8 protein-coding genes are annotated in these 12,140 nt (G+C 73.3%); 5 read left to right on the forward strand and 3 right to left on the reverse strand.

Annotated features, from left to right (window positions below):
* Window positions 1–50: 50 nt before the first annotated feature.
* A complete protein-coding gene (locus AB0K18_RS29235; protein WP_364920352.1) occupies window positions 51–692 on the reverse strand; it encodes a TetR/AcrR family transcriptional regulator in 642 nt (213 codons plus the stop codon).
* Window positions 693–795: 103 nt separating this feature from the next.
* Between AB0K18_RS29235 and AB0K18_RS29240 the strand changes: the two genes are divergently transcribed.
* From AB0K18_RS29240 to AB0K18_RS29260, 5 genes are all read left to right on the forward strand, one after another.
* Entirely contained in the window at window positions 796–1,722 is a 927-nt protein-coding gene (locus AB0K18_RS29240) for a zinc-binding dehydrogenase (RefSeq protein WP_364920354.1), read from the forward strand.
* A 111-nt stretch (window positions 1,723–1,833) separates the two neighbouring features.
* Window positions 1,834–2,811: a zinc-binding dehydrogenase gene (locus tag AB0K18_RS29245; RefSeq protein ID WP_364920357.1), complete on the forward strand. Its 978-nt coding sequence runs from the start codon at window positions 1,834–1,836 to the stop codon at window positions 2,809–2,811.
* A gap of 44 nt (window positions 2,812–2,855) precedes the next feature.
* The gene (locus AB0K18_RS29250; RefSeq protein ID WP_364920360.1) at window positions 2,856–4,622 is read left to right on the forward strand and encodes an ABC transporter ATP-binding protein; all 1,767 of its coding nucleotides are present in this window, start codon (window positions 2,856–2,858) and stop codon (window positions 4,620–4,622) included.
* On the forward strand, window positions 4,619–6,424 hold the full coding sequence (locus AB0K18_RS29255; RefSeq protein ID WP_364920363.1) for an ABC transporter ATP-binding protein: 1,806 nt from the start codon (window positions 4,619–4,621) through the stop codon (window positions 6,422–6,424). The genes AB0K18_RS29250 and AB0K18_RS29255 overlap by 4 nt, the downstream gene beginning before the upstream one ends.
* A 95-nt stretch (window positions 6,425–6,519) precedes the next feature.
* On the forward strand, window positions 6,520–8,436 hold the full coding sequence (locus AB0K18_RS29260; RefSeq protein ID WP_364920365.1) for an N-acetylmuramoyl-L-alanine amidase: 1,917 nt from the start codon (window positions 6,520–6,522) through the stop codon (window positions 8,434–8,436).
* Here the strand turns inward: AB0K18_RS29260 and AB0K18_RS29265 are convergent.
* On the reverse strand, window positions 8,399–9,295 hold the full coding sequence (locus AB0K18_RS29265; RefSeq protein ID WP_355414562.1) for a MurR/RpiR family transcriptional regulator: 897 nt from the start codon (window positions 9,293–9,295) through the stop codon (window positions 8,399–8,401). The genes AB0K18_RS29260 and AB0K18_RS29265 overlap by 38 nt on opposite strands.
* 48 nt (window positions 9,296–9,343) lie before the next feature.
* Complete coding sequence (gene glgP / locus AB0K18_RS29270; protein ID WP_364920368.1) at window positions 9,344–11,926, reverse strand: alpha-glucan family phosphorylase; 2,583 nt, start codon at window positions 11,924–11,926, stop codon at window positions 9,344–9,346.
* Between the last annotated feature and the right edge of the window lie 214 nt (window positions 11,927–12,140).

Below are 12,140 nucleotides of genomic sequence, written 5' to 3' on the forward strand. Positions count from 1 at the left end.
CGCCGGTCAGCGTGCGGGCAGGGTGAGGCGGCCGGCCAGGGCCACGCCGGTCAGCGTGCGGGCGCCGCGGGCAGGGTGAGGCAGCCGGGCAGGGCGGCGACGGTCTCGCGTACGCGGGTGACGAGGTCGTCCGTCGTGGGCTCCGGCAGGGCCGACCAGGCGGCGAGCGCGTGCCGCCAGGCGGCCACCAGCATGTCGCCCGCCAGGCCGAGCCGCAGGTCGGCGGGCAGCCCGAGCCGCCGGTGCATGACCTCCAGCATCGCGTGCATGGTGCTGTCGCAGAAGTGCAGGCAGTGCGCGTCGATCGAGGGTGAGCTGCGGCTGAGCAGGTGACTGAGCCTGGCCCGGCGGGCCCACTCCGGGTCGGCCACCCGGTGCAGGGCGGCCTGCAGGGTCTCCTCCATCAGGGCCAGCAAGGGTCGCCCGTCGGGCACGGCCTGCTCCAGCTCGTTGAGGAAGGTCCGCCACATGTCCTCCAGGGGAGCCATCGCGACCTCCTCCTTGCCGCCGAAGTAGCGGAAGAAGGTGCGCTTGGACACCTCGACCTCGTCGCACAGCTCGTCGAGCGTGACCGCGCCGAACCCCCGGCTGCTGAACAGGTCGAGCGCCGTGTCGATCAACGCCTGCCTGGTGCGCTGCTTCTTGCGCTCCCGCAGCGGTCTCGCGACGGCGGGTGTGGGTGCGGAGGACATGGCACCGAGTGTAGCCCGGGCGGCGAACGCCCCTTGTACGCTTGTGCCACTGAGTGGCATATGGTGGTCGAGCGCTTCTCGACCGATACGGAAAGGCGGCCCTGTGCGAGCCCTGCTCATCGACCACTCCAGCCCCTCCCATCTGCGGCTGGCCGACGTCCCCGATCCCGCGCCCGGCCCCGGGGAGGCCCTGGTCCGCGTACGCGCCCTGTCCCTCAACCACGGCGAGGCCATGGAGGCCGCCGAGGCCCCCGACGGCACCGTGCACGGCTGGGAGGCGGCCGGCGTCGTCGAGCGCGCCGCCGACGACGGCTCAGGACCGCCCGCCGGCACCCCTGTGATCACCGTCGGGCTGGGCGGGGCATGGGCCGAGCTGCGGGCCGTGCCCACCGGCCTGCTGGGCGCCGTCCCCGCCGGGGCCGACCTCGGGGCGCTCGGCACCGTTCCGGTGGCGGGCGGGAGCGCCCTGCGGGCACTGCGCAGGATCGGCTCGCTGCTCGGCAGGCGGGTCCTGATCACGGGCGCGACGGGAGGCGTGGGACGGTACGCCGTCCAGCTCGCCCGGCTCGGCGGCGCCCACGTCATCGCCTCCACCGGCGACGCCGCCCGGCACGGTGACACGCTGCGCGAACTGGGCGCCCACGAGGTGGTCGGGCACCCTGGGGAGGTCACCGAGCCGGTGGACGGCGTGGTGGACAACGTGGGCGGGCCGCAGCTCGTAGCCGCCTTCGAGCGGCTGGCGGCGTACGGGACGCTGGTGTCCGTCGGCCACGTGACCGGCGAGCCGGAGGTGTTCCCGTTCGGGGCGATGCTGGGGAATTCGGGCCGGCACGGCCGGTCGATCACCACCTTCTACCTGATGGACGAACCGGGCCTCGCGGCCGACCTGGCCTGGCTGGCCACCCGCGTCGCCGCCGGCGACCTGGACCCTGGCATCGCGTGGCGCGGCAGCTGGCAGGACACCGGCACGGCGATCACCGCCCTGCTGGACCGCCACCTCCACGGCAAGGCCGTCCTGGACATCACCTGACCCGACACGGCGACGTCACCCGACGACGTCCAGGGGCGGCGGTTGACCTCAAGTGGGCTTGGGGTTGCAGGCTCGGGAGACGAAGCTGTTCGTCTTTTCTTGGAGCACGTCATGCACGCCGTCGTTCTGCACGCCTTCGGTCCCGCCGAGAACCTTCGCTACGAGGAAGTCCCCGACCCCGAGCCCGGCCCCGGGCAGGTGCGCGTCGCCGTCAGGGCGGCCGGGGTGCACTTCATCGAGGCCGTCATGCGGTCGGGGCCGACCGGGGGCTTCACGCCGCCGCTGCCCGAGCCGCCGGCGATCATGGGCGGGGAGGTCGCGGGCCGGGTGGACGCCGTGGGGCCTGACGTCGATCCGTCCTGGATCGGCCGTGACGTGGTGACGTCGGGCGGGCGGCCCGGCGGGTACGCCGAGCTGGCCGTGGCCGACGTGACGTCCCTCCACCCGATGCCCGAGGGGCTCGACCACGTGACGGCCGTCGCCATGATCGTCACCGGCGGCACCACCCTGCACTACCTGGACGTGGCCGCGCTGACCCCCGGTGACGTGGTGCTGGTGACGTCGGCGGCCGGCGGGATCGGGCGGCTGGTCATCCAGTACGCCCGCCGCCTCGGCGCCACCGTGATCGGCGCGGCGGGCGGCCCCGCCAAGGTGGCGGCCGTCCGCGAGCTGGGGGCCGACCTCGCCGTGGACTACGACCTGCCCTCCTGGGACGAGCAGGTCGCCGGGCACCTCGGGGGCCGCAAGGTCACGGCGGTGCTCGACGGGGTGGGCGGTGACAAGGCGCGGGCCGCCTTCGGGCTGCTGGCCGACGGCGGCCGGTTCCTCACCATCGGCAACGCCTCCCAGCAGGACTTCTGGCCCGACGACGACACCCTCGCCGCCCGGGGTCAGACCGCGACCAACGCGCTGCTGCTCCTGCTGGAGCACCCGGAGACGCGACCCGCGTACGAGGCCAAGGCCCTCGCCGCGGCGGCCGACGGAACACTCGTGCCTGCCGTCCAGACGTTCCCCCTTCAGCAGGCCGCCGAAGCCCACGCCGCCATGGAGTCCCGCCGCACCACGGGCAAGGTCGTCCTCGTCCCCTGACCCCGCCCGGGCAGGCTCGCGGGGGCGGTTCTAGGGTGCTTGGCATGCCTGATCCCCTTGCCGACCCGGGAACGCCCGACACTCGCAGTGCGGCTCGCTACCTGTGGTGGCTGGTCGTCCGGCAGCCTGGGCGGGTGTCGCTGGGGGCGTGCTTAGGGACGGCGTGGATGGTGTGCCTGACGCTGCCGCCGTACCTGCTCTCCCGCGCCATCGACGACGGGCTCGCCACGGGGGACCTGGCCGTGCTGACCGGCTGGGTGGCGGCGGTGCTCGGGACCGGCGTGCTGAACGCGTGGCTGGCCATCATGCGGCACAGGACGATGACGCGCGTACGCATGGACGCCGCCTTCCGCACCGCCCACGTGGTGGCCCTGCAGGCGACCCGGCTGGGGGCGGCGCTGCCGCGCAGGGTGACAGCCGGTGAGGTGGTCACGATCGGGTTCGGGGACGCGGCCATGATGTCCGCCACGCTCACCGTCACCGGGCCCGGCGTCGGCGCGGTGCTGGCCTACATCGTCGTGGCCGTGCTGCTGCTGGCGGTCTCGCCGGTGCTGGCCGCCGTGGTGCTGCTGGGCGTGCCCCTGCTCGTCGTGCTGCTGGGGCCGCTGCTCGGACGGCTGCGCGGGGTGGAGACCGCGTACCGGGCCGGGCAGGGCGAGCTGGCGGCCAGGTTCGCCGACATCGCGGGCGGGCTGCGGGTGCTGAACGGCATCGGCGGAAAGGACGTCTACGCCGCCCGCTACCGGCGCGGCTCCCAGGAGCTGCGTGAGCGCGGCTACCGGGTGGGGGCGGTGACGAGCTGGATCCACGCGCTGGGGGTCGGGCTGCCCACGCTCTTCCTGGGGGCGGTGACGTGGCTGGCGGCCAGGATGGCGGTGCAGGGCGACATCACCGCGGGGGAGCTGGTGGCGGTGTACGGGTACGCCGCCGTGCTGGTGGTGCCGGTGACGTTCTTCGTGGAGGGCGGCTACGACATCAGCAGGGGTCTGGTGGCGGCCCGCAGGACCGTACGGTTCCTGTCGCTCGAACCCGAGGACCTCGGGACGCCGGGCGCCGAGCCGCCCGCGCCCGCCGGTGTGCTGCGGGACGGCGTGTCCGGGGTTGAGCTGGCGCCGGGGCGGCTGACGGCGCTGGCCGGCGCGCGGGCCGCGGAGGGTGCGGCGGTGCTCGACCGGCTGGGCGGGTTCGCCGAGCCGGCCGCTACCTGGGACGGGGTGAGCCTGCGTGACCTCGACCCCGCCTGGGTGCGGGAGCGCGTCCTGGTGGCCGACAACGAGGCCGACCTGTTCGCGGGCACGCTGCGTGAGGTCGTGGCCGGTCGCGCCGACCCCTCGGACGCGGAGCTGGAGCTCGCCCTGCACGCCGCCGGGGCCGAGGACGTCGCCAGGTACGGTCTGGACGCGCCCGTCACCGCCCAGGGCCGCAACCTGTCCGGCGGGCAGCGTCAGCGGGTCCGGCTGGCCCGTGCCCTGCTCGCCGCCCCCGCCGTGCTCCTGGCCGCCGAGCCCACCTCGGCCCTGGACGCCCACACCGAGGCCGTGGTCGCCGCGCGGCTGCGTGCCGTACGCGCGGGCCGCACGACCGCCGTCACCACCACCTCGCCGCTCGTCCTGGAGCACGCCGACACCGTCTACTACCTGGTCGACGGCACGGTCGCGGCCTCCGGCGACCACCACACCCTGCTCCGCGACTCCCCCGGCTACCGCGCCCTCGTCTCGCGCGGCGAACCCGACGGGAGCGGCGAAGGGGACGAATCCCCCGGCGACCTCGACAGCGACCCCATCGGCGCCGGGACAGGAGGCCGATCGTGATCGCGGAGGCGCGAGGCCGCGAGGCGGCAGAGACGGCGGATCGGCTGCCGGTGGCCCGGCCCGCCCAGGTGCGGCGGGCGTGGGTGCGGCTCGTGCGGATGGACGGGCGGGCGTTCGCCGCGATGCTGGCGCTCAACGGGCTGGCCGCGGCGGCGGGGCTGGCCGCGCCGTGGCTGCTCGGCCGGATCGTGGACGAGGTGCGCGCCGGCGCGGGCCTCGCGACGGTCGACTGGCTGGCGCTGGCCATCCTGGTGTGCGCGCTGGCCCAGATCGTGCTGTCACGGTACGCGGGCCTGGCCGGCCACCGGTTCGGGGAGCGCACGCTGGCCCGCATCCGCGAGGAGTTCGCCGATCGCGCGCTCGCCCTGCCCGCGACCACGGTCGAGCGGGCGGGCACGGGCGACCTGATCACCAGGGGCACCACCGACGTGGCGGCGGTCGGGGCGACGTTGCGCGACGCGGGCCCCACGATGGCGATCGCCGCCGTGCAGGCCGGGTTCGTGCTGGCCGCCGTGTTCGTGCTGAGCCCGCTGCTGGGCGCGTGCGGGGTGGCCGGGCTCGCCGGGATCTGGTTCGCGACGCGGTGGTACCTGCGCAGGGCGGTGACGGCGTACCTGGCGGAGGGCAGGGCGAACGCGGCGCTTGCCGAGGAGCTGGCGGCCACCACGAGCGGCGCCCGCACGGTGGCGGCGCTGCGGCTGGAACACCGCCGCCTGTCGGCGTGCCGCCGCGCCATCGAGGAGTGCCGGCGCACCCGGGTCAGGACGTTGTTCCTGCGCAGTGTGCTGTTCCCGGTGGTGGACGTCTCGTACGCGATCCCGGTGGCCGCCGTGCTGCTGCTGGGCGGCGTGCTCATGGCGCAGGGCACGGTGACGCTGGGCACGGTGGTCGCGGCGGCGCTCTACCTGCGGCAGCTGTCCGCGCCGCTGAACACCATCCTCGAGAACCTGGAGCTGCTGCAGAGCAGCAACGCGTCGTTCGCCCGGGTGGAGGGCCTGGCCCAGGCGCCGCGCGGCGGGCCGGCGGGTGCGGCCTCCGAGCCGGTGGACGACCGGATCGAGGTGCGCGGCGTGTCCTACGCCTACGACGCGGGCCCCGACGTCCTGCACGGCGTGGATCTGCGGGTACGTCCGGGCGAACGGCTCGCGATCGTCGGCCCGTCGGGGGCGGGCAAGACCACGCTGGGCCGGCTGCTGGCGGGCATGGACACCCCGCGTACGGGCGAGGTCACGGTGGGCGGCGTCCCCGTGGCCGGGCTCGACCCTGACCGGCTGCGCGAGCGCGTCATGCTCGTCACCCAGGAGCACCACGTGTTCCTCGGCACCGTACGCGACAACCTGGCCATCGCGGCCCCCGACGCGACCGACGCCGAGCTGCGCGCGGCACTGAACGCGGTCGGCGCCGACTGGGCCGTGGACCTCGACGCGCACCTCGGCCCCGGCGGTCACCGCCCGGACGGCGCGCAGGCGCAGCAGCTCGCGCTGGCCAGGGTGGTGCTGGCCGACCCGCACACGCTGATCCTGGACGAGGCCACGGCCCTGCTCGACCCGAGGACGGCCCGGCACACCGAGCGCGCGCTGGCCGCCGTGCTCGCGGGCCGTACGGTGATCGCGATCGCGCACCGGCTGCAGACGGCCCGCGACGCCGACCGGGTGGCGGTCATGCGCGACGGCCGGCTCACCGAGCTGGGCACGCACGAGGAGCTGGTGGCGGCGGGCGGCGCCTACGCGGCCCTCTGGCACTCCTGGCACGGCGACCCCACCTCAGGGCCGCCGGCACCCCCCTCCAGGACCGGCCGTTAAGAGCTGAAAAATATCTTCGCAAAGATCTCGCCTGAGAAGGAAAATGTTGAGACGCTGAATCGCACTATGCGCCCCCCAGCCCCGAGGAGTGGTTCATGCGCAGACTACTGGCGACCTCGCTCGTCGCCCTGCTGCCGTTAATCCCGGCGAGCCCCGCCCAGGCAGCGCCGCCGGCGGACCGGCAGCAGGCGTTCACGTCCGCCGCGAAGGAGTTCGGCGTCCCCGAGAGCGTGTTGCTGGGTGTCTCCTACCTGGAGTCCCGCTGGGACGCCCACGCCGGGCAGCCGTCGAGCGACGCCGGCTTCGGCCCGATGCACCTCACCGACGCCGCCGCGTTCACCGCGGGGAACCACCACGACGCGGGCGAGGAGGACGCGCGCGGCGACGACGGCCGTCCGCTGCCCGCCCCCGAGGCCCGCCCGGCGCCGGCCGAGCTGCCGGCCTCGCTGCGGACCATGGAGCGGGCCGCGCAGCTGACCGGCGAGAGCCGTGAGCGGCTGCGCGGCGACGCCGCCGCCAACATCCGCGGCGGCGCCGCGCTGCTGGCCGATTACCAGAAGGCGCTCGGCGCGCCGCTGAGCGACGACCCCGGCCAGTGGTACGGCGCGGTCGCGAAGTACTCGGGCGCCGAGGAGTCGGGCGCGGCCAAGTTCTTCGCCGACGAGGTCTTCTCGATCATCAAGGAGGGGGCCGAGCGGACGACCGACGACGGTCACCGGGTCCGGCTGCCCGCCGTGCCGCGCCTCGACGCGATCGAGAAGTGGCTGGAGAAGCTCGGCCTGCGCCCGCCGGTGCGCCCCGACGGCATCGAGTGCCCGGCGTCGATCTCCTGCGAGTGGATCCCGGCCGCGTACGCGCAGCTCCCGAACGACGACTACGGCCACTACGACCTGGCGAACCGCCCGGCCAGCCAGAAGGTCGACTACATCATCATTCACGACATGGAGGGATATTTCCTGCCCTCCATCCGCCTCAACCAGGACCCCGCCTACGGCGCGAGCTGGCACTACTCCGTCCGCTCCACCGACGGCCACATCGCCCAGCACATCAAGACCAAGGACGTCGGCTGGCAGGCCGGCAACTGGTACATCAACGCCAAGTCCATCGGCATCGAGCACGAGGGCTTCCTGGCGGAGGGCGGCACCTGGTTCACCGAGGCGATGTACCGCTCGTCGGCCCGCCTGGTCCGCTACCTGGCGCTGCGCCACGGCGTGCCGCTCGACCGGGCCCACATCCTGGGCCACGACAACGTCCCCGGCACCCTGCCGACCACCGTGCGCGGCATGCACGAGGACCCGGGGCCGTTCTGGGACTGGGCGCACTACTTCAAGCTGATGGGCGCGCCGCTGCACGGGCTGGGCGGCCCCCGCTCGGGCGCGGTCATGATCAGGCCCGACTTCGCGACGAACAAGCCGCACTTCTACGGCTGTGACCGCCAGAACCCCGAGGCCGACTGCCCGCCGCTGCCCGCCCACACCGTGTGGCTGCGCACGGAGCCGCGCGAGGACGCGCCGCTGGTCAAGGACATCGGCAAGCACCCGACCGGCGAGTCCCTCTACAGCGTGTACGACCACAGCGCCCGCGCCAGCACCGGCCAGCGCTACGCCGTGGCCGAGCGCAGCGGCGACTGGACGGCCATCTGGTACCTCGGGCAGAAGGCGTGGTTCCACAACCCTGCCTCGAACCCGACCGCCGTGCCGTCGATGGGCCTGCTGGTCACCCCCAAGCCGGGCAAGGCGACCGTGCCGGTCTACGGCAGGGCCTACCCCGAGGAGGAGGCGTACCCGGAGGGCATCCCGTACCAGGCGGTGACCCCGCTGCAGTACACGTTCTCGGCGGGCGAGAAGTACACGCTCGCGGGCGTGGCGCCGGCCGAGTATTACCGGGCGGTCACCTTCAACCTGGAAGACCACACGGTCGTGCGCGGCGGGACGAGGTATCTGCAGATCCAGTTCGGCCACCGCGTGATGTTCGTCAAGGCTGACGACGTGCGGGTGACGTTCTCCGGGTGAACTCCGTGACGGCGCGCCTGGTGCTCTCGAGCGCCTCCTGAGAGGAGTCGAACGTGCGCTGGGCGACGCCGACGAACACGCAGTCGACGACGAGGAGCTGGCTGATGCGGCTGGCCAGGGCGCCGGGACGGAACTCCGTCTCGCGCCCGGCCGAGATCAGCACGTGTTCGGCCAGCTCCGCGATCGAGGAGCGGGGGTTGTTGGTGATGGCGACCGTGGTGGCCCCCGCCTCCTTGGCGCGGGTCAGCGGCTCGATCACGTCGGGGGTCTCGCCCGAGGTGCTGATGCCGATGGCGACGTCGCCTTCGCGCAGCAGCACCGCGCTGGTCAGCGCGAGGTGGGCGTCCTGGAACGCGTGGGAGGACAGGCCGATGCGCATCAGCTTCTGGGCGACGTCCTCGGCGACCAGGCCGGAGGCGCTGACGCCGTAGGCGTCGATCCTGCGGGCGCCGACGATGGCGTCGACCACCAGGCCGAGCCGCTCGGAGGTGAGCTGGGCGACGGTGTCGTTGATCGCCTCCGACTCGGCCCGCGCCACCTTGTGGATGACCTCCGACAGCGGGTCGTCGGGGGCGAGGTCGCCGGGCACCAGCCGGTCGGGCTGCGCGGCCGCCGCGGCTAACGCCAGCCTGAGCTGCGGGTATCCGGCGAAGCCGAGCAGCCGCGCGGTGCGCACGATCGTGGCCTCGCTGGTGCCGGAGGCGGCCGAGAGCTCGGTGATGGTGCTCCTGGCCACCGTCGCGGGATCTTCGAGTATGAGGCGGGCGACGGTCTGGGCGGCAGGCGTCAACGACGGCAGCACACCGCGAACCGTGGCCACCAGTGTGTCGGCGCGCAGGCCGTTCCCGTTGTCGTCCACCCCCTGATTATGCCGCGTTGACCGCATTGCTGGCCCCGGCCCGCAGTCCTACCGCAACGTCCCGTTGGTCATGCCGGCCGGCTCCTCGGGAACGGTGACGAGCCCCAGCTCGGCCGGGGTGACGAGCAGCGGGTGGTGCGGGACGACGCGGACGGTGTAGCCGAACGCGCCGGTGCGGTCGAGCGGCACCTTTCCGGTGTAGTGGGCGCGCCGGTCGTCGTCCACCGACTGCACCGTCAGCGTCGCGTACGCCGGGTGCACCAGCTCGTCGTGCGGCCCGACCTTCCCGTACGCGGCCTGCACCTGGACGTCGTCGGGGTCGAGGTCGCCGAGCGCGATCGTGGCGTGCAGCTCGATCGCGGCCCCCACCTCAGGCGTGTCGCCGACGCCGGTCGCCTCGACGTGCTCGACCCGCACCCCGGGCCATGCCCTGGCCACCCGCACCCGCCAGGCGGCGAACGCCTTGGCGGGGGCGTAGGAGTCGGCCGACAGCGCGCGGGCGGAGGCGGCGGCCGGGTTGTAGAGGGTCAGCACGTAGTCGCGGAGCATGCGCCCGGCGAGCACCTTCGGCCCGAGCGAGGCCAGGGTGTGCTTGACCATCTCGATCCAGCGCCGCGGCATGCCGTCGAACGCCCGGTCGTAGAAGCGGTCGGACACCTCATGCTCGATCAGGTCATAGAGGGCGGCGGCCTCCAGCTCGTCGCGCCGGTCGGGGTTGCTCACGCCGTCGGCGGTCGGGATGGCCCAGCCGTTGGTGCCGTCGTACCACTCGTCCCACCAGCCGTCGCGGATGGACAGGTTGAGTCCGCCGTTGAGCGCGGACTTCATGCCCGACGTGCCGGACGCCTCCAGCGGGCGCAGCGGGTTGTTCAGCCAGACGTCGCAGCCCTGCACCATGAGCTGCCCGAGCGCCATGTCGTAGTCGGGCAGGAACACGATCCGGTGGCGGACCTGCTGCTGGTCGGCGAACTTGACGATCTGCTGGATGAGCTTCTTCCCGCCCTCGTCGGCCGGGTGCGCCTTGCCGGCGATCACGATCTGCACCGGCTTGTCGGGGTCGAGCAGCAGCTCGGTGAGCCGCTCGGGGTCGCGCAGCATGAGCGTGAGCCGCTTGTACGACGGCACCCGCCGTGCGAACCCGATGGTCAGCACGTCGGGGTCGAGCGCGTCGTCGATCCAGCCCAGTTCGGCGTCGGAGGCCCCGCGCTCGCGCCACGACCGGCGCAGGCGCACGCGGGCCCCTTCGACCAGCCGCTTGCGCAGCGTGCCGCGGATGTGCCAGATGTCGGCGTCGGAGATCTTCTGGATGCCCTCCCAGCCGCGGGCCCGCTCCAGCAGCGTGGGCAGCTCGCGTCCGGCCAGCTCCATGAACTCGCGGCCGACCCAGGTGGGCGCGTGGACGCCGTTGGTGATCGACCCGATCGGCACCTCGTCCAGGTCAAAACCGGGCCAGAGATCTTTGAACATCTCCCGGCTGACTTCTCCGTGCAACTGGGACACCCCGTTGACCCTCTGGGCCAGCCGCATGCCCATCACGGCCATGTTGAACCGGCTCGGGTCGGCCTCGGCGCCCAGCGCGAGAATGCGCTCGACCGGCACGGTCGGCCAGGAGTTGGGGCCGCCGAAGTGCCGCTCGATCATGTCGCGCGGGAAGCGGTCGATGCCGGCGGGCACGGGCGTGTGGGTGGTGAACACGGTGCCGGCGCGCACGGCCTCCAGCGCCTCGTCGAACGACATGCGGGCCTCGGTCAGCTCGCGGATGCGCTCGAGGCCGAGGAAGCCGGCGTGGCCCTCGTTGGTGTGGAAGACCTCGGGGTCGGCGTGCCCGGTGCTGCGGCAGTAGGCCCTGATCGCGCGTACGCCGCCCACGCCGAGCAGCAGCTCCTGCATGAGCCTGTGGTCGGTGCCGCCGCCGTAGAGGCGGTCGGTGACGTCTCTGGCCGCGTTGTCGTTCTCGGCCACGTCGGAGTCGAGCAGCAGCAGCGGCACCCGGCCCACCTGCGCCACCCACACCTGGGCGTGCAGGACCCGCTCGTCGGGCAGCGACAGGCGGATCCTGACGGGCGTGCCGTCGGGCTCCTTGAGCAGGCTGAGCGGCAGCCCGCCGGCGTCGAGCGACGGGTAGTGCTCCAGCTGCCAGCCCTCGGGCGACAGGGACTGCGTGAAGTAGCCGTGGCGATAGAGCAGGCCCACCGCGAGGATGGGCACGCCCAGGTCGCTGGCCGCCTTCAGGTGGTCACCCGCGAGGATGCCGAGGCCGCCGGAGTATTGCGGCAGCGCGCCGGCGATGCCGTACTCGGGCGAGAAGTAGGCGATGGCCCTGGCGCTGTCGGGCAGCGTCTGGTACCAGCGCGGAGAGGTCATGTATTCGCGCAGGTCGTCTGCCGCGTCGGCGAGGCGGCGCAGGAACCGGCGGTCGGCGGCCAGCTCGGTGAGCCGGGCCGGAGTGACGGCGCCGAGCAGGGCCACGGGGTCGTGGCCGACCTGTTCCCACAGCTCGGCGTCGACCTCCGCGAAGAGGTCCATCGTCTCCGGGTGCCATGACCAGCGGAGATTGTGGACGAGCTCGCCGAGGGCGGCCAGCTCCGCGGGCAGGACGGTGCGGACGGTAAACCGGCGGATAGCTCTCACGTTTCTGCACCCTACGGGCTAGGAGGGACCTCTGAGTCCTTCACCCTCATCAAGGCCGTTCAAACCCCTTCCGGGAACAAGCATGAAGAGGGACTATTGGGGCAACTTTCCAGGTTGTTGGGCCTTCCCGCACACAGTCCGGGGAGGTCTATCCGCTGCTGTCCACAATTTACATGCAAGGATCGTTCCTGCCAGGGAAAGCCTCCGGCGGTAC

Source organism: Nonomuraea sp. NPDC049421 (assembly GCF_040677005.1).
In the GTDB taxonomy this organism is placed as follows: Bacteria; Actinomycetota; Actinomycetes; order Streptosporangiales; family Streptosporangiaceae; genus Nonomuraea; species Nonomuraea salmonea.

Bases quoted from the DNA above. Each gene is read 5' to 3' on its own strand.
- AB0K18_RS29250 (WP_364920360.1), top strand. From the start codon at position 2,856: ATGCCTGATCCCCTTGCCGACCCGGGAACGCCCGACACTCGCAGTGCG.
- AB0K18_RS29260 (WP_364920365.1), top strand. From the start codon at position 6,520: ATGCGCAGACTACTGGCGACCTCGCTCGTCGCCCTGCTGCCGTTAATC.
- AB0K18_RS29245 (WP_364920357.1), top strand. From the start codon at position 1,834: ATGCACGCCGTCGTTCTGCACGCCTTCGGTCCCGCCGAGAACCTTCGC.
- AB0K18_RS29235 (WP_364920352.1), bottom strand. From the start codon at position 692: ATGTCCTCCGCACCCACACCCGCCGTCGCGAGACCGCTGCGGGAGCGC.